At 37.2% G+C, this 20,059-nt stretch carries 7 protein-coding genes, 2 tRNA genes and 3 rRNA genes; 9 read left to right on the forward strand and 3 right to left on the reverse strand.

The features are described from left to right. Positions 1 to 943: 943 nt before the first annotated feature. The 5 genes from LJY17_RS00005 (at position 944) to rrf (ending at position 6,024) form a co-directional block, all read left to right on the forward strand. Positions 944 to 2,459: ribosomal RNA gene (locus tag LJY17_RS00005) — 16S ribosomal RNA — on the forward strand. A gap of 90 nt (positions 2,460 to 2,549) precedes the next feature. Next, a tRNA-Ile gene (locus LJY17_RS00010) sits at positions 2,550 to 2,623 on the forward strand. Between the two features lie 94 nt (positions 2,624 to 2,717). Beyond that, positions 2,718 to 2,791: transfer RNA gene (locus tag LJY17_RS00015), tRNA-Ala, on the forward strand. Positions 2,792 to 2,897: 106 nt separating this feature from the next. Then, a 23S ribosomal RNA gene (locus tag LJY17_RS00020) occupies positions 2,898 to 5,775 on the forward strand. 139 nt (positions 5,776 to 5,914) lie between these two features. Continuing rightward, positions 5,915 to 6,024: ribosomal RNA gene (rrf, locus tag LJY17_RS00025) — 5S ribosomal RNA — on the forward strand. Together the 16S, 23S and 5S rRNA genes with 2 tRNA genes alongside form the textbook arrangement of a ribosomal RNA operon. A 238-nt stretch (positions 6,025 to 6,262) precedes the next feature. On the opposite strand, the gene LJY17_RS00030 is transcribed toward rrf, so the two are convergent. Continuing rightward, positions 6,263 to 6,520, reverse strand: a complete 258-nt coding sequence (locus LJY17_RS00030; RefSeq protein ID WP_264544766.1) for an endonuclease III domain-containing protein — start codon at positions 6,518 to 6,520, stop codon at positions 6,263 to 6,265. Positions 6,521 to 6,663: 143 nt separating this feature from the next. Next, positions 6,664 to 10,200, reverse strand: a complete 3,537-nt coding sequence (locus tag LJY17_RS00035; protein WP_264544767.1) for a reprolysin-like metallopeptidase — start codon at positions 10,198 to 10,200, stop codon at positions 6,664 to 6,666. 729 nt (positions 10,201 to 10,929) lie between these two features. On the opposite strand from LJY17_RS00035, the gene LJY17_RS00040 reads away from it, so the two are divergent. Further along, the gene (locus LJY17_RS00040; protein WP_264544768.1) at positions 10,930 to 15,606 is read left to right on the forward strand and encodes a T9SS type A sorting domain-containing protein; all 4,677 of its coding nucleotides are present in this window, start codon (positions 10,930 to 10,932) and stop codon (positions 15,604 to 15,606) included. 91 nt (positions 15,607 to 15,697) lie between these two features. Here the strand turns inward: LJY17_RS00040 and LJY17_RS00045 are convergent, their stop codons facing one another. Next, a complete protein-coding gene (locus tag LJY17_RS00045) occupies positions 15,698 to 16,837 on the reverse strand; it encodes an acyl-CoA dehydrogenase (protein ID WP_264544769.1) in 1,140 nt (379 codons plus the stop codon). A gap of 90 nt (positions 16,838 to 16,927) precedes the next feature. On the opposite strand from LJY17_RS00045, the gene LJY17_RS00050 reads away from it, so the two are divergent. From LJY17_RS00050 to LJY17_RS00060, 3 genes are all read left to right on the forward strand, one after another. Continuing rightward, a complete protein-coding gene (locus LJY17_RS00050) occupies positions 16,928 to 17,995 on the forward strand; it encodes an anhydro-N-acetylmuramic acid kinase (RefSeq protein WP_264544770.1) in 1,068 nt (355 codons plus the stop codon). An 83-nt stretch (positions 17,996 to 18,078) separates the two neighbouring features. Continuing rightward, positions 18,079 to 18,663: a chalcone isomerase family protein gene (locus LJY17_RS00055; RefSeq protein WP_264544771.1), complete on the forward strand. Its 585-nt coding sequence runs from the start codon at positions 18,079 to 18,081 to the stop codon at positions 18,661 to 18,663. A 97-nt stretch (positions 18,664 to 18,760) separates the two neighbouring features. Continuing rightward, the gene (locus tag LJY17_RS00060) at positions 18,761 to 19,987 is read left to right on the forward strand and encodes a Glu/Leu/Phe/Val dehydrogenase dimerization domain-containing protein (RefSeq protein WP_264544772.1); all 1,227 of its coding nucleotides are present in this window, start codon (positions 18,761 to 18,763) and stop codon (positions 19,985 to 19,987) included. Positions 19,988 to 20,059: the final 72 nt, after the last annotated feature.

Here is a 20,059-nt window from a genome sequence, read left to right on the forward strand (position 1 = left end):
TCTATTTTATTTATAGCGTGTCCCTATGCTTTGCATTGGGTCGGGCTTTTTGCACTCGCTTTTTAAAATCTATTTTAAAAGAGCTCAAACAAATTCTCCAATCCCTCACGCGTACCATATATATAGTATACCTATATATAATAGTGTATAGGATAAGTATATATATAGTATAGTAAAAAGAAAGGTACTTATTATATATGTATAGTGTAAAACGGATGTTTAAATTCCATTACTTTTCGACACTGTAATACTATCAAAAAAAACTTTTACATCTAACTTACTGTGGGTCAGAGTAAGTGTAAAAAAGATTAAAAAAAGTTTTATAAAAGGCTTGCGTAATTGAAAAAAGGTGGTACTTTTGCACCCGCAATCAACAACAAAACGGTTGTAAACAAGCAAAGTTCTTTATCATAGTGTTAAAAAATCTTTAAGTGATTGAGTTTAAAGCGAGAGCAAAAAAATTAAAAAAAATCACGAAAAAGATTTGGAGATAAGAAAATAAAGATGTTATCTTTGCACCCCGCAACGGAGAGGTTCTTAAGTATTATTGATTAGAAAAACGGATTGAAAATTTTCTCAAAAAAAAGTTTCAAGAAGTTTTGGTAAATAAGAAAAGAGTTTTTACCTTTGCACCCCGCAAACGAAGAGAAGTTCATTTGAAATATTGAGTAAATAATTTAAGATTTTAGTCTTGAAAAAAGATAAAAAATAAATCAAAAATTATTTGCGAGATTAGAAAAAGATTTCTACCTTTGCACCCGCAAAAACAACGAAAGAAGTTTAGCGAAAAACAAGAAGAAACGTTCATAGACATATTGGATTGACAGCCGCTTCGAGCAGAGATGTTTGAAGCACAAAAAAATAAGAGTAAGAGAAATCGAGAGATTTGAAAAACCTAGCATTCTTTGTCTACAAATCAAAAGCGCAAGCTTTTAAAAATTATACGATGAAGAGTTTGATCCTGGCTCAGGATGAACGCTAGCGGCAGGCTTAACACATGCAAGTCGAGGGGTAGAGGAAGCTTGCTTCCTTGAGACCGGCGCACGGGTGCGTAACGCGTATGCAATCTACCTTGTACAGGGGGATAGCCCAGAGAAATTTGGATTAATACCCCATAGTGTAATGAATAGGCATCTATTTATTACTAAAGTTCCAACGGTACAAGATGAGCATGCGTCCCATTAGCTAGTTGGTGTGGTAACGGCATACCAAGGCAACGATGGGTAGGGGTCCTGAGAGGGAGATCCCCCACACTGGTACTGAGACACGGACCAGACTCCTACGGGAGGCAGCAGTGAGGAATATTGGTCAATGGGCGCAAGCCTGAACCAGCCATGCCGCGTGCAGGATGAAGCATCTATGGTGTGTAAACTGCTTTTGTACGGGAAGAAACAACTCTTCGTGAAGAGTCTTGACGGTACCGTAAGAATAAGGATCGGCTAACTCCGTGCCAGCAGCCGCGGTAATACGGAGGATCCAAGCGTTATCCGGAATCATTGGGTTTAAAGGGTCCGTAGGCGGTTTTATAAGTCAGTGGTGAAATCTGGTCGCTCAACGATCAAACGGCCATTGATACTGTAGAACTTGAATTACTTGGAAGTAACTAGAATATGTAGTGTAGCGGTGAAATGCTTAGAGATTACATGGAATACCAATTGCGAAGGCAGGTTACTACAAGTGGATTGACGCTGATGGACGAAAGCGTGGGGAGCGAACAGGATTAGATACCCTGGTAGTCCACGCCGTAAACGATGGATACTAGCTGTTCGGAGCAATCTGAGTGGCTAAGCGAAAGTGATAAGTATCCCACCTGGGGAGTACGAACGCAAGTTTGAAACTCAAAGGAATTGACGGGGGCCCGCACAAGCGGAGGAGCATGTGGTTTAATTCGATGATACGCGAGGAACCTTACCAAGGCTTAAATGGGAAACGACAGGTTTGGAAACAGACTTTTCTTCGGACGTTTTTCAAGGTGCTGCATGGTTGTCGTCAGCTCGTGCCGTGAGGTGTCAGGTTAAGTCCTATAACGAGCGCAACCCCTGTTGTTAGTTGCCAGCGAGTCATGTCGGGAACTCTAGCAAGACTGCCAGTGCAAACTGTGAGGAAGGTGGGGATGACGTCAAATCATCACGGCCCTTACGCCTTGGGCTACACACGTGCTACAATGGACGGTACAGAGAGCAGCCACTACGCAAGTAGGAGCGAATCTACAAAACCGTTCTCAGTTCGGATCGGAGTCTGCAACTCGACTCCGTGAAGCTGGATTCGCTAGTAATCGCAGATCAGCCATGCTGCGGTGAATACGTTCCCGGGCCTTGTACACACCGCCCGTCAAGCCATGGAAGCTGGGGGTACCTGAAGTCGGTGACCGCAAGGAGCTGCCTAGGGTAAAACTGGTAACTAGGGCTAAGTCGTAACAAGGTAGCCGTACCGGAAGGTGCGGCTGGAACACCTCCTTTCTAGAGACTATAAAAAGAAGTTAGGAAAAAGTTCTTAAGATTTTTTTTACTCTTGCTGTTAATTCAAATAATACAATAATTAAAAAACAGAGTCTCGTAGCTCAGCTGGTTAGAGTACTACACTGATAATGTAGGGGTCCCCAGTTCGAGTCTGGGCGGGACTACTAAGTTTTTTTGATTAAAAAAGGAAATTTTAGAGGTTGAGTAACCGTTTGAAGTACTGTTAACTGAAAACTGTTAACTGACGACTAAATATACGGGGGATTAGCTCAGCTGGCTAGAGCGCCTGCCTTGCACGCAGGAGGTCATCGGTTCGACTCCGATATTCTCCACTGGTTCCAAAAGGAACAACCGTTCATTGACATATTGAGATAAAAAAACATTTAAAAAGTAGAAAGAACACAGTTTTTATACAGTAATGTATAAAAACGAAAAGTACAATAAGCAAAATAAGGGCGTATGGGGGATGCCTAGGCTCTCAGAGGCGAAGAAGGACGTGATAAGCTGCGAAAAGCTACGGGGATTGGCACACACGAATTGATCCGTAGATATCCGAATGGGGCAACCCACTATATTGAAGATATAGTACCCGATAGGGGGCAAACCCGCTGAACTGAAACATCTAAGTAGGCGGAGGAGAAGAAAACAAAAGTGATTCCGTAAGTAGTGGCGAGCGAACGCGGATTAGCCCAAACCAATGTTGTTACGGCAATGTTGGGGTTGTAGGACCACGATATTTCTTGCGGATTGAATTAGAATTACCTGGAAAGGTAAACCACAGAGGGTGATAGTCCCGTATAAGTAAGAAAAGATAAGAATAGTGGTATCCTGAGTAGGGCGGGGCACGTGAAACCCTGTCTGAATCTGGCGGGACCATCCGCTAAGGCTAAATACTCCTGAGAGACCGATAGTGAACCAGTACTGTGAAGGAAAGGTGAAAAGAACCGTGAATAACGGAGTGAAATAGATCCTGAAACCATACGCTTACAAGCGGTCGGAGCCCTTTCGTGGGGTGACGGCGTGCCTTTTGCATAATGAGCCTACGAGTTAACGTTGCTGGCAAGGTTAAGTGATTAAGTCACGGATCCGTAGCGAAAGCGAGTCTGAATAGGGCGCTTTAGTCAGTAGTGTTAGACGCGAAACCGTGTGATCTACCCATGGGCAGGATGAAGCTGTGGTAACACATAGTGGAGGTCCGAACCGGTTGACGTTGAAAAGTCTTCGGATGACCTGTGGGTAGGGGTGAAAGGCCAATCAAACTCGGAAATAGCTCGTACTCCCCGAAATGCATTTAGGTGCAGCGTTAGTTATAAAGTTATATAGAGGTAGAGCTACTGATTGGATGCGGGGGCTTCACCGCCTACCAATTCCTGACAAACTCCGAATGCTATATAATGTTCACTAACAGTGAGGGCTTGGGTGCTAAGGTCCAAGTCCGAGAGGGAAAGAACCCAGACCATCAGCTAAGGTCCCCAAATGTATGCTAAGTTGAAAGAACGCGGTTTGTCTGCATCGACAGCTAGGATGTTGGCTTGGAAGCAGCCATTCATTTAAAGAGTGCGTAACAGCTCACTAGTCGAGCGGACGAGCATGGATAATAATCGGGCATAAGTATACTACCGAAGCTATGGATTTGTATTATATACAAGTGGTAGGGGAGCATTCTAACAGGGTTGAAGGTGTATCGTAAGGTATGCTGGACTGGTTAGAAAAGAAAATGTAGGCATAAGTAACGATAATGCGGGCGAGAAACCCGCACACCGAAAAACTAAGGTTTCCGCAGCTATGCTAATCAGCTGCGGGTTAGTCGGGTCCTAAGGCGCACCCGAAAGGGGAAGTCGATGGCCAACGGGTTAATATTCCCGTACTTCTTATAATTGTGATGGGGTGACGGAGTGATGAAAGCACCGCGAACTGACGGAATAGTTCGTTAAAGCACTTAGCTATAGGTTCTCTAGGCAAATCCGGAGAATTTGGTGAAATGCGATAGTACTCGGCGTCTTCGGACAAAGGGATAGTGTGCCTAAGGGCTTCCAAGAAAAACCTCTAAACTTAGATTATAAGAACCCGTACCGTAAACCGACACAGGTAGTTGAGGAGAGAATCCTAAGGTGCTCGAGAGATTCATGGCTAAGGAATTAGGCAAAATAGACCTGTAACTTCGGGAGAAAGGTCGCCAGCGCAAGCTGGCCGCAGTGAAAAGGTCCAGGCGACTGTTTATCAAAAACACAGGGCTCTGCAAAATCGTAAGATGAAGTATAGGGCCTGACACCTGCCCGGTGCTGGAAGGTTAAGAGGAGATGTTATCTTCGGAGAAGCATTGAATTGAAGCCCCAGTAAACGGCGGCCGTAACTATAACGGTCCTAAGGTAGCGAAATTCCTTGTCGGGTAAGTTCCGACCTGCACGAATGGTGTAACGATCTGGACACTGTCTCAGCCATGAGCTCGGTGAAATTGTAGTAACGGTGAAGATGCCGTTTACCCGCAGTGGGACGAAAAGACCCTGTGCACCTTTACTATAGCTTAGTATTGGTCTTGGATAAGTGATGTGTAGGATAGGTGGGAGACTGTGAAATGGCGTCGCCAGGCGTTGTGGAGTCATTGTTGAAATACCACCCTTTGCTTATCTGAGGTCTAACCCCATATTGTGGGGGACATTGCTTGGTGGGTAGTTTGACTGGGGTGGTCGCCTCCAAAAGAGTAACGGAGGCTTCTAAAGGTTCCCTCAGCACGCTTGGTAACCGTGCGTAGAGTGCAATGGCATAAGGGAGCTTGACTGAGAGACATACAGGTCGATCAGGTACGAAAGTAGAGCATAGTGATCCGGTGGTTCCGCATGGAAGGGCCATCGCTCAAAGGATAAAAGGTACGCCGGGGATAACAGGCTGATCTCCCCCAAGAGCTCATATCGACGGGGGGGTTTGGCACCTCGATGTCGGCTCGTCACATCCTGGGGCTGGAGAAGGTCCCAAGGGTTGGGCTGTTCGCCCATTAAAGTGGCACGCGAGCTGGGTTCAGAACGTCGTGAGACAGTTCGGTCTCTATCTACTGTGGGCGTTAGAAATTTGAGTGGATCTGATTCTAGTACGAGAGGACCGAATTGGACTGACCTCTAGTGTATCTGTTGTCTCGCCAGGGGCATCGCAGAGTAGCTACGTCGGGAAGGGATAAGCGCTGAAAGCATATAAGCGCGAAACCCACCACAAGATGAGATTTCTTTTAAGGGTCGTGGAAGATGACCACGTTGATAGGCTATAGATGTAAAGGCAGTAATGTCATAGTCGAGTAGTACTAATAACCCGTAAGCTTATGTACGTGCATGCGCCCCGCAAGGGGCGCGGCAAACTTTCTCCCTTCGAGTATACCTCAGGGATCAATGATTTTTATCTCAGTATGTTAAGATATTGTGTAATGTTGGTCTGGTTTTAACCAAATCACCCTTGCAAAACGACCTTAAGGTGGTTATTGCGGCGGGGCTCACCTCTTCCCATCTCGAACAGAGAAGTTAAGCCCGCCTGCGCAGATGGTACTGCAATCCTGTGGGAGAGTATGTCGCTGCCTTTCTTTAGAAAACCCTTCATCATTCGATGAGGGGTTTTTTGTTTTATATAGTTTTATGAAATAAAAAAATGAAAAATTGCCCCGTTATTTTATTGAAAATATAGCGTGAGGGATGGAAACGATATCCTTTTGCAAGTTAAATGCAAAAGATATAGTGGACAGCCCGACACCCTTTAGGGGCACGCCATAAAAAAAAACTGCTTTGTGTTGATTTTTAATATGTTATATTTTGTGCTTCAGTCTAATTTTTAAGCGTCTTGAAGTAGTCACAATGAATATTAATCGGACATTGATCACATTTAGGATTGGTAGGTCGGCAGATTTCGCGCCCTAAAAATGAAATAGCCATGCCAATTTCTCCCCAAATTTCTTTTGGTAAAACTTGCATTAGCTGTTTTTCAACTTTGTTCCCGTCTTTGGTTTCGGGGATTAAGCCAATTCTAGGAGCCACTCTTATAACATGTAAATCACAAATTATGCCTTCTGAAGGGGAATTCATTCTTATGAATAATTTGTGTTATAATAATTTGATAATCAATTGATTGGATTTAGTTAATTAATTTTTTAAAAGGTCTCTTATGTGAGATACTAACAAAAAAGCTGCCTTAAGGCAGCTTTTAAAATCTAACGTATTTAATCAATTTATAAAATTATAAATTGTTTGGTTTTTACAGATGAGTCATCTGAAATTTGTATTATATAATTTCCTGGTGTCAAGTTATTTATGTTTGCTGAATTCTCACTTACTGTGCCATTAGCAACAACTTGTCCTATTAGATTAAAAATTTTGTAAGTTGCATCATTTCCAATTCCTTTAAAATATACTATGCCATCTCTAACTGGATTAGGATATAGTTTGAATGGTTCTTTAAGTATTTCTTCTTTATAAGTTATTTCTAAATTTTCATCTTTAGTATTAGTTGCTGTTTGAGATTCTGTTTGATCTTTAACAATAGTTCCTGTAACAATGTTAACTGTATAATCTTCTACTTCACCATTTGTAAATACTTCACATGCAGTTGGTATTGCATTATATTTCATTGAAACTCTCATTCTAGTGTTTCCAGTCAATGCAGTAGAAGGAATTACAAAGCTACCACTTACTGATGTAGATTTACTTTTAGATTTGCTGTAAACAAGTTCGTTTGATTCAAAATTTCCATTTTTGTTATAATCTATCCAAACTGCATATGCTTCATTAACTGACATTCCATTCCAAGCTGGAGTTATTGTAATTGTTGCAGATGAACCAGTAGCAAGAGTTGTAATTAGACTAGTATAGTTACCATAACCATTGTTATTTCCTGAAACATTGTTAATAGTTCCAAGTTGGACTTTATTGATGTATTCTCTACCAGTACTTCCGTTCGAATTACAATACGTTAAAGCTGGACTTAAAGTTGTAACAGATACAGTATTACTTGTAGATGATACATTCCCAGCCGCATCTTTAGCAGTAACATAGAAATTATAAGTTGACGAAGCAGATAAACCAGTTACTACTAAAGATGTAGCAGTAGTTGTAGTTTTTAATACTCCATTTTGATACACATTATATCCAGTAACTCCATTGTTATCCGTAGCTGCAGTCCATGATAAGTTAGTTGATGAAGTTGTAGTTCCAGAAGCTGAAATTGTCGAAGCAGTTGGAGCAGTTGTATCGGCTAATGCTTGTGTTGTAACACTTGTAGTATTACTTGCAGATGATACATTTCCAGCAGCATCTTTAGATGTAACATAGAAATTATAAGTTGACGAAGCAGATAAACCAGTTACCGCTAAAGATGTAGCAGTAGTTGTAGTTTTTAATACTCCGTTTTGATATACATTATATCCAGTAACTCCTATGTTATCTGTAGCTGCAGTCCATGACAAGTTAGTTGATGAAGTTGTAGTTCCAGAAGCTGAAATTGTTGAAGTTGTTGGAGCACTTGTATCTACTAAAGACTGAGTTGTAACAGACACAATATTACTTGTAGCAGATACATTTCCAGTAGCATCTTTAGCAGTTACATAGAAATTATAAGTTGAAGAAGCAGATAAATCAGTTACCGCTAAAGATGTAGCAGTAGTTGTAGTTTTTAATACTCCATTTTGATATACATTATATCCAGTAACTCCTATGTTATCTGTAGCTGCAGTCCATGATAAGTTAGTTGATGAAGTTGTAGTTCCAGAAGCTGAAATTGTTGAAGTTGTTGGAGCAGTAGTATCTGCAGAAACAGAGCCTGTAATTGTGAAATTAGCATTATTTACATCAAAGAAAATATTGTTAGTTCCTTTAATCATAATTCTATTTGTTGTTCCAGGATTGTTAGGAATCATTACATTTTGTGATCCGTCATTTGGAGTTCCAGCTAATAAAACAATAGGGAAAGTTTGTCCACCATCAGTAGATAATAAAATGTCCACATTAGCACAATTTACGCCATTAGCATTTGTTCCAGCTACTGTCCAATTAATTGTTTGTGAAGTACCTGCTGCATATGATACTGAAGTGTTTTGAGTATCTACAGTAAAAGGTCCAGCAATACCATCAACAGTTACAATCATATCATCCATATTATTAGCACCACCGCCTATTTTGTTATCACGAACGGTTAAACGGAAATTCAAAGTTCTAGCTACTCCTGGTAAAACTTCTGAAGGGATATATAATCCAGAAGTACTAGTTGAACCAGCTAATATTGTGTTCATATTAGGAAAATATCTTGTAGAAGAAGTTGAAGGCGCGTATGATCTAAATAAAGGGCCATAAGTGCTTGTAGCTGAAGGAATTGTTACATTTGCATCTCCTAAATTCATCTGTTCCCAAGTGTAAGTTAGCAAATCGCTAGTGTTAGCATCAGATGCTGAACCTGTTAACATAAAAGGAGTTCCTTTAGGGATCGTGAAATCCAATCCTGCATTTACTACTGGTGCAGCATTACCTGTTGAAATAATAACTGGACATGTTTTAGTCTTAATATAATCAGTTACTTGTTGGATACTAATTGCATGAAAATAAGAATCTTTATAACTTTGATAATCTTTTATAGAAGTACCTCCATAACTCATAATAGTAGAACCACTTCCAGCTTCTAATTGATCATTATTTCCAGTTTCTGTTTTGTGAGTAAATGTATGTCTTGCTCCTAATTGGTGACCCATTTCATGAGCTACAAAATCCAAATCAAAAGCATCACCTTGATAGTTTCCAGAATAAGCACAAGTATAACCTCTACCTTTGTATAAGTCTGAACAAACTGAACCAATACCACCAGAGTCTCCACTGCTTACAGTTCCTGCCCCTAATAAATGGCCTATGTCAAAGTTAGACAAACCAATAACTGAAGTTAAATTGTTATGATTCTCAACTCCCCAGTTATATTTAGTAGCATAATCAGAATATGGGTCAGTAGAAGGACTTGTATAAATAATTTGATCATTGTTTGCAACCAATATTAATTTGATTCCAAAATCACGTTCAAAAATACTGTTGATTCTTGTAACTGTATTATTCATTGCAGCAAGAGTAGTAGCTTTTGATCCTGAAAAATAAGCAGCATATTCTCCTGTACAAGCTAATGCTAAACGTAAAGTTCTTAATTTGCTATCATCAGCCCCACGAGCAAATGTAGTTGTTGATTGACTAGTAGTTTGTGATGCAACATCAATGATGCTACATTCAAAATTGTCTAATGATTTTTCTTTTTCTGATTTTTTATAAACGGTATAAGTTGTATTGTCAGCATTAATTGGCTCAATAAAAACTGTTTCTTTATTAGGATAGGTAGTTATTGATTTGAAACCTAGCGGAGAATTACTAAAATAGGCACGAGCATTTGGATTATCAATACCCACAGCTACATAAGATTTAATTTCAGGATACTTAGCCGCTAATTCAGGAGCCATTACAGTGTTTTCATAAACTCTGAAATTTTCTATTTGACCTTCTGCGTTTGGTAAAGTGATTATAGTGTTAGATGTAATGTTAGTTGCTTCTCTTTTTGGAGATTTTGCCAACATCTTTTTCATTGATGATAAATCTAAATCGAAAATATTTTTTTGAGGTAAGTTTAATTTGGAATTTTTTTCAGTATTCTCTTTTAAATTACTCTTTTTCCATAAATCATTTTTGCTTTGTGCAATTCCGAATGTTCCAATAAAAAGTAGTGCAATACAAATTAATTTTCTCATAAATCATTTTTTAACTGCTTCAAAATTAAATAGTTATATAAAATAATCGATGAAATTAACAAAATAATCGATGAAATACATCTTTTTGTTAGATTTATGAGAATTTCATTATATTTTGATTTTTTTTAGTTTTAAAATTTGATAAATATTTTCTGTAATAATCTATATATCAATTGTTTGTGTAAATTTTTTAATTGTATTTTTTAAGTATGGTTTTTGAATTATTATAACTTTTTTCTTTCATTTTTTTAATGTTGAATTTTTTAAAATAAGGAAAAGTTGTACAGATGTTTTCATGAAATATTTAACTTATTTTTCTTTCTAACTAATTTTAGGTATAAATTGTAAGTAATTGATAATTAGATACTTGTTAAAATTGTTAAAATTTTATAAAACGTATGTGATTGTTGAAAGTGTATTGAAAATTGTTCTAATTTTGCTTAGCAAACCTTCAAAAAGGTTAAATGGAAAGTTCTATTGATAGATTGTGATTGCCAATAGGCAATTAAATACTTCCACATCAATCAATCACTCACTAGATGGTTCTATTGGTTAATTGTGTTGCTACATGCAATAATACTACCGCATAATCAATTAATTTTTTTTTCTACGTATTTATTTTACTTAAGACTTTTAAAGTTTCAATTCATGATTGGAAAAAATTTGATTTTACTAAAAGCTCTTTCTATCTGTAATCTACTAATGATATGGTTCTAAAACCGTATTATTATGAAAAAAGTTATATTATTTTGTCGTAAAAATTCCCTATGTTTAATTGATTCTTTTCAACATTCAACGAGGGTGTTTGTAGATTATCTTTTATGTTCCTGTTGTCAGGAAATTAAATTTAAAAAAGGTTGGTTCTTTTCTTTGTCATTTTTATTCTTAGTTTTTTGTCAGACTTCTTTTTATGGTCAGTCAAATACTAATAATTCTCAATGGGGTAAAAATGGACCAGCTTCGGCACCTGCGAGTCCAGTTAATTGGGCTAACGGGAATGCACAAGGGACAAATTCACATTTTAGAGAAGGAGAGTCAGTCCCTACTCGTATTGAATTGGTAGATTTGACTCCTAATGTCCCAGCTTCTGTAACATTTAATATTAATATTATCCAGGGGAGTAATGTTAAACATGCTTTTGACTTTTTTACAGGAGCCAATCGTATTGCTGAAACTGTTAATCCTTTAGATGGTTTATCTGGTTATGGTCCAAGATCACTTTTCACATTTCCTATACCTAATGCTGGAAATACTGGAGGTGTACCTGCCGGATATTATGATCAAACAGCCATCAAAATGGCTTGCCAACAAACAAATGATGCAGGGTCGCCTGAAAAAAATTCTATTTGGATTTATAATGGAACAGTAACAGGAATAACATATGTTTGGGGAAATGAAGAAGGAACAAGTACTCAACAAACTTACTGTACAGTAACATTTATTCCTACTGCTACAAAAGTTTTGTTGGCATTAGGATGTCATGTGGCTGCCGAAAATTCAGTAGGTTGTGGAGGTTGGGGTATTGGTAATGGAGCTTCTGCAATAAGCGGATCACCCTACCATTTCCATATTCAGCAAATATGTTCTCCACTTAGTAACTGTGTTGTTTTAGGTAGTCAAGATCAACAAATGGCTTCTGATGCCGTTATCATTCCACCAACATGTTCTGTTAGCCCTTCTTCAGCTCAAGTATGTGCTGGTTCAACAGCTACGTTTACGGCAACTGGAATTAATGGATCTGGCGGAGCACCATATAGTTATTCTTGGACAGGTCCTAATGGCTTTACAGCAACAACAGCATCAATTACTGTTGGTGTAGCGGGGATATATTCAGTAATTGTTCGTGATAAAAATGGAGTTCCAACGGAATCTCCTTGTACGGCAAATTTGATAGTGAATGAGTTGCCTAATGTTGTAGCCAATGATGCTCAAGTTTGTACAGGGCTTACAGTTCAGTTATCAGCGACACCTCTTGGTGGAACATGGAGTGGCGCAAATATAAGTGCTTCAGGATTGTTCAATGCTTCAGGTCTTAGCGCAGGTCCATACAATGTTACCTATACCTATACTAATGGCAATCAATGTACAAACAGCGATGGAGCAGTTGTAACAGTAAATGCTTTATCTACTGTTGTGACTAATGATGCCCAAGTTTGTACAGGGTTTACAGTTCAGCTATCGGCAACACCTCCCGGCGGAACATGGAGTGGCGCTAATATAAGTGCTTCAGGATTGTTCAATGCTGCAGGTCTTAGCGCAGGTCTATACAATGTTACCTATACCTATACAGATGGTAATCAATGTACAAATAACGATGGAGCAGTTGTAACAGTAAATGCATTACCAGTAGTAATCTGTCCAGAAAATGCATCAGCTCCAGTACTATGCGGTGTAACACAATCTATAGCTCAAGCACAAGCTAACTCAGATTTCCAAATATGGATGAGTCAATTTGCAGGACTTAATCCTACTTTGAATTCAGATTATGTAATTACTCCTAGTTATACCTATTCAGCTGGAGCCACTCCACCAAATGTAGGCGATGCACCATTAATATTGGCATTTAATAATCCAACAATAATTAGTACATCAGTTACGGTAAAATGGACAGTAATAAATGAAATCACTGGATGTATAAATGATTGTAGTGCTACCTGGACATTAGAGTTTGGTTGTGCTGTACAATGTATTGCTACATCAACTAATGTGTTGTGTAACGGAGCAGCTACAGGATCAATTAGTGTAGTACCAACAGGAGGAGCATTACCGTATAATGTTTATCTATACAGATTACCTGATTTGGTTACACCAGTTGCTCAAGTTTTGAACATATTGACTGATGGAGTGCCAATTCCTTTTAATAATTTAACCGCAGGAAACTATGTGGCAATTACTACTGATGCAACCACTACAATAGAAAACGGCTCAGCTTGTACAGCTACAATAAATCAACCATCCGCTTTAGAAGCTAACGATTCTCATACCGATGTACTTTGTAATGGAGGTTCTACTGGATCAGTTACTTTGAATTTCAGTGGAGGAACAGGTCCTTACATGGTTAATTTTAACGGTGGAGGCTTTGCATCACAAGTTTCAGGAGCTGTTTACAGTAATCTTGCAGCTGGAAATTATCCTTGGGTTGTGAGAGATGTTAATAACTGTACATATGAAGGCAGTGAAGCAGTGGGTCAACCATCCGCTTTAGAAGCTAACGATTCTCATACCGATGTACTTTGTAATGGAGGTTCTACTGGATCAGTTACTTTAAACTTTAGTGGAGGAACAGGTCCTTACATGGTTAATTTTAACGGTGGAGGCTTTGCATCACAAGTTTCAGGAGCTGTTTACAGTAATCTTGCAGCTGGAAATTATCCTTGGGTTGTGAGAGATGTTAATAACTGTACATATGAAGGCAGTGAAACAGTGGGTCAACCATCCGCTTTAGAAGCTAGCGATTCTCATACTGATGTACTTTGTAATGGCGGTTCTACTGGATCAGTTACTTTAAACTTTAGTGGAGGAACAGGACCTTACATGGTTAATTTTAACGGAGGAGGCTTTGCATCACAAGTTTCAGGAGCTGTTTACAGTAATCTTGCAGCTGGAAATTATCCTTGGGTTGTGAGAGATGCTAGTAACTGTACTTATGAGGGCAGTGAAACAGTGGGTCAACCATCCGCTTTAGAAGCTAGCGATTCTCATACTGATGTACTTTGTAATGGCGGTTCTACTGGATCAGTTACTTTAAACTTTAGTGGAGGAACAGGACCTTATATGGTAAATTTTAACGGAGGAGGCTTTGCATCACAAGCATCAGGAGTTGTTTATAGTAATCTTGCAGCCGGAAACTATCCTTGGATTGTGAGAGATGCTAATAACTGTACATATGAAGGTAGTGAAGCAGTGGATCAACCGTCTGAATTACAAGTCAGCGATTCTCATACCGATGTACTTTGTAACAGTGGTTCAACAGGATCAGTTACTTTAAACTTTAGTGGCGGAACAGGTCCTTATATGATAAACTTTAACGGAGGAGGTTTTGCATCACAAGTTTCAGGAGTTGTTTATAGTAATCTTGCAGCCGGAAATTATCCTTGGATTGTAAGAGATGCTAATAATTGTATCTATGAAGGTAGTGAGCAAGTAGGTCAACCAACAGAAGTTGAACTTTCTTTAACTGCTGAACCTGAAAATTGTGCTGGAACTAACAGCGGTAGTATTACTGCTACTTTCTCTGGAGGAGCAGGCAGCTATACAATTAGTATCGACGGAAGTCCTTTTGAGCCAGCCACTTCACCACATGTGTTCAATAATCTTGGTACTGGACTACATACAGTTGTACTGTTAGATCGTAATGATTGTCGAGATAGTGCGGAAATTAGAGTTAGTTTAATAGTTTGTGATGGTCCTCATTGTACTTATACACAAGGATATTATGGTGCTTATAACGGTAGTGCTTGTACTGTAGAAGGAGCTCCAACAAATGATTATCTAATTATGTTGGATGCAATAACCGATGTTGGAGGTACATTTGATTTTGGTAGAGTAGCAACAGGAAATTATTTTAGATTATTCGCTTCTGATATTACTGGAGCTGCTAATATAGCAAATAATAAAATCTTTATAATGTTGCCTGGTGGTGGAACACCAAGAGCATTGGTAGGCTATGATTACTACGATAATCCAGCGGGAGTACCATCTTCATGGAGAAATGATGGTAACCCGCTTACTAAATCAGGTCCAAAAATGGGAGCTATAAATAATAATTTGTTGAGTCAAACAATGACGTTGTTCTTTAATATACATGTTGATCCAACACTTCTTAGCTTTCCATTAGAAATTAAATTTGCTACTCAAGATGTTGCTTGTGGTTCTAGTGTTCCTATTCCGGGGACCTATAAAGAATTCACAATACCATCTTCAGTTATAAATTATTTTACATCACATGGAGGAGCAACAGTTGGTAATTTATTTAACCTAGCGAATGATGCTCTGGGTGGAATGAATATTGGAGGTTTGAATCATTCAGATGTTAATAAAGCTGTAGATGCAATAAACAATGCATTTGATCAGTGTAGAGTTAGAGTTCCATTACAAGTGACATCACTCCCAACTACTTTTGTTTATAATTCACTTGTAAGTTCGGATCCTATTTTTACCGTTTATCCAGTTCCGTTTAGAGATCAGTTGACTATTAGATATCAATTTGACTATATTTCAAAAGCTAAAATTGATATTTATAATTCAACAGGAACTTTATTAATGTCACAAGATGATAATGATGCGTATTTTAATAAAGAAGTTACAATTACACCAAAATTCAGTGTTGGTGAAGCACAATTGTACTTTGTTAAAGTAACGACTGATAGAGGTCAAAGTGTTTTAAAAGTTATTTCAGAGAAATAGGTGTTTTTTAGTTAATTGAAAATGAGAGGAAAAGGCTGGGTTTTTTAACGCCCAGCCTTTTTTTATTTAATCGAGTTTAATCGAAGAATTATTATTTAACTAATCCTCTTGATATTACAATTCTTTGAATTTCTGAAGTTCCTTCATAAATCTGAGTAATTTTAGAATCTCTCATCATTCTTTCAACATGGTATTCCGCAACATAACCATTACCTCCATGAATCTGAACTGCATCATTTGCAACTTCTAGTGCAACTTCAGAAGCGTATAATTTGGCCATAGCTCCAGAATGAGCAATATCTAAACCTTGATCTTTTTCAGCCGCAGCCTTGTGTACTAATAAACGAGCAGCTGTGGTTTTTACATGCATATCGGCTAATTTGAATGCAATTGCTTGATGTTGGAAAATTGGTTTGCCAAAAGCAACACGCTCTTGTGCATATTTTAATGCTAATTCATAAGATCCTTGAGCAATTCCTAATGCTTGGGAAGCAATACCAATACGACCACCATTTAATGTCGACATTGCAAAAGCAAATCCGAAACCATCTTCACCAATTCTATTTTCTTTTGGAACTTTTACATCATTAAATAATAATGTGTGAGTGTCTGAACCACGAATACCCATTTTCTTTTCCTTAGGTCCTACTTCAAAACCTGGCATTCCTTTTTCAACAATAAGAACATTGATTCCTTTGTGACCTTTAGAAGCATCTGTTTGAGCAATTACTAAATATGTTGAGGCAGTACCACCATTAGTAATCCAGTTTTTAGTACCGTTTACTAAATAATGATCTCCCATATCAATTGCAGTTGTTCTTTGTGAAGTAGCATCAGAACCAGCTTCTGGTTCCGATAAACAGAATGCTCCAATTACTTCTCCTTTTGCAAGGGGTGTTAAATATTTTACTTTTTGTTCTTCAGAACCATATTTTTCTAAACCTGCACAAACTAAAGAGTTGTTTACAGACATAATTACCGCTGCAGAAGCATCAACTTTTGCAATTTCTTCCATTGCTAAAACATAAGAAAGGCTATCAAGTCCAGCTCCACCATATTTTGGATCTACCATCATACCTAGGAAACCTAGTTCAGCCATTTTTTTTACTTGTTCAGTAGGAAAAATAGAGTGTTCGTCTCTTTCGATCACTCCAGGAAGTAATTCATTTTGAGCAAAATCTCTCGCTGCTTGCTGAATCATTAATTGCTCTTCAGATAAGTTAAAGTTCATTTTATTTTGTGTTTTGTTTGTAATCTTTAAAAAGTTTTCAAATATAGCTATTAAAACCAATTTTTCAATAAGAATTATTAATTTTAACCCATGCAAAATGAAAGCTATAACGTTGTAGGTGTTATGTCAGGAACCTCGCTTGACGGAGTTGATTTAGCACATATAAATTTCACAATTAAAGAAGGTAAATGGACTTTTGAAATTCATGAAAGTGAAACAGTTGCTTACTCAGAAGAATGGATAAGTAAATTAAAAATAGCTGTTGATTTTTCTGAAACAGAATTAACAGAGCTAAATGAAGAATATACAAGTTTATTATCTAAAATCATTTCAAATTTTATTAGTAAAAATAAAATAGAAAATTTAGATGCCGTTTGTTCACATGGTCATACTATACTACATCAACCCCAAAAGGGAATAACGCTTCAAATAGGTAATTTGCCTAAAATAGCTAATTTGATTCATCAAAATGTAGTCTGTGATTTTAGGGTTCAAGATGTTAAAATGGGAGGGCAAGGTGCACCTTTGGTTCCTATTGGAGATAGGATTTTATTTTCAAATTTTGATTACTGTTTAAATCTGGGTGGATTTTCAAATGTCTCTTTTGAGGAAAATAATAATCGAATTGCATTTGATATTTCACCCGTAAATACTGTCCTTAATTTTTATGCCGAAAAATTAGGGTTTAAGTATGATGATGGTGGGAAAATTGCGAAAAGTGGATTTGTTAAAAATGAATTGTTTACAGACTTAAATAATTTTGGCTACTATAAAAAGAAGTACCCTAAATCATTAGGTTTTGAATTTGTTAAAACAGAAATGTTACCTTTGATAGAAACCTATTCAATATCTGAAAAAGATAAATTGCGAACTTTTGTTGAACATGTTGCATTTCAAATTTCTTTGGCTTTGCCTAAAAAACAAGGAGCCTTACTAGTGACAGGTGGGGGTGCCTATAATGATTTTCTTTTGGAAAGAATGAAGTTTTATCTTCCAGAAATAATAATTAAAATACCTGATACAAAGACCATTGAATTTAAAGAAGCTTTGATTTTTGCTTTGCTAGGGGTTTTAAAAATTAGAAACGAAGTTAATGTTTTAGCGAGTGTAACAGGTGCAATCAAGGACCATAGTTCAGGGAATATTTACAGAATATAATTTTTTTATTTTTTTTAACATTTTGAAGGCTTTTTGTAAAATATTAATGTCTAATTTTGCGCAAATTTTTAAAAAACCTCAAAATGAAAAATGCCCTTTTATCTTTGTTTATCCTACTATTTGGGATTCAATCATTTACGGCTTCTGCTCAAACTCAATTTGAACAAGATGGAGTTGTTGTTCCAAGAACAATTTCTTTCGAAAATAAAACTTTAGAGCTAAATGGATACGGAACTCGTTCAAAGATGTTTGTTGATGTTTACGTTCAAGCTTTATATTTATCTAGACTTTCTCAAGATCCTAAAGATATTTTAGAAAGTGATTCTGAAATGGCAATCCGTATTCAAATAACTTCTTCGTTAGTTTCTTCAAGAAAATTGACAAGAAATATGGAGATTGGCTTTGAGAAATCGGCAGGTGATAACATAAACGAATTAAGACCTAGAATTGAAGAGTTAAAGAAATATTTAAGTGATGAGATTGTAGAAAAAGACGTTTTCAACTTAATTTATAATCCTACAGATACTTCAGTTCATATTTTTAAAAATGACAAATTCAAAGGAAAAATCCAAGGAACAGACTTCAAAAAAGCATTATTTGGAATTTGGTTGTCTGATAAACCAGTTGATGATAAATTAAAAAATGAATTATTAGGAAAAGCGAACTAATACATTCTTTTTAAATAAAAATTAAAATAGAATAATGCATAATTTTGCGTTATTCTATTTTTTTATATTTGCACAAAAATTAACAAACCACAACATAATGAAAGAACTATTAAAAAAATTCGAAAATAAAGAACCTGAAGTAGTATTTAATTGGAAAGATCCTGAAACAGATGCTGAAGGATGGACAGTTATAAACTCGCTAAGAGGAGGTGCTGCTGGAGGTGGAACTCGTATGCGAAAAGGGTTAGATATGAATGAAGTTCTTTCGTTAGCAAAAACAATGGAAGTTAAATTCTCTGTTTCTGGACCAGCAATTGGTGGTGCAAAATCAGGAATTAACTTTGATCCTAACGACCCTCGTAAGAAAGAAGTTTTGCAACGTTGGTATAAAGCCGTGTCTCCATTATTAAAAAGCTATTATGGTACTGGAGGTGATTTAAATGTTGACGAAATTCACGAAGTGATCCCAATGACTGAAGATTGTGGCGTTTGGCATCCGCAAGAAGGTGTTTTTAACGGACATTTTAAGCCAACTGAGGCAGATAAAATTAATCGCATAGGACAATTACGTCAAGGTGTGGTTAAGGTAATTGAAAACACAACCTTCTCACCTGATATCCAAAGAAAATATACTGTTGCCGATATGATTACAGGCTATGGTGTAGCGCAAGCTGTACGCCATTATTATGATATTTATGGTGGAAGTATTGTTGGTAAAAAAGCAATTGTTCAAGGATTTGGAAATGTAGGTTCAGCAGCAGCTTTCTATTTAGCAGAAATGGGTGCTAAAGTTGTAGGTATTATTGATAGAGACGGAGGTTTAATTAATGAAAATGGTTTTTCATTTGAAGAAATTACTCAATTATTCCTTAATAAAGACGGAAACAAATTAGTAGCTGATAACATGATTTCTTTTGAAGAAATTAATCAAAAAATTTGGACTATTGGTGCCGAAATTTTCACGCCATGTGCCGCTTCAAGATTAGTTACAAAAGAGCAAGTTGAAAATATGATTTCAGCTGGTTTAGAAGTTATTTCTTGTGGTGCTAATGTTCCGTTTGCAGATAAAGAAATTTTCTTTGGTCCTATCATGGAAGAAACAGATAGTAAAGTGAGTTTAATTCCTGATTTTATTTCTAACTGTGGTATGGCTCGTGTATTTGCTTACTTCATGGAGAAAAAAGTTGCTATGACAGATGAGGCGATCTTTAACGATACTTCAGAAGTAATTAAAAAAGCAATCCAAAAAACATTTGACGCAGGTTCAGATAAAAAGAATATAAGTGCAAGAGCTTTTGAAATTGCCCTTAAACAACTTGTTTAACAATTTCGGTTTCTGAACGAGTTTATGCTGAGCATAGTCGAAGCAAAGAATGGTATAATTCTTGTATTTTTG

This window comes from Flavobacterium hankyongi, from assembly GCF_036840915.1.
Taxonomy (GTDB): domain Bacteria; phylum Bacteroidota; class Bacteroidia; order Flavobacteriales; family Flavobacteriaceae; genus Flavobacterium; species Flavobacterium hankyongi.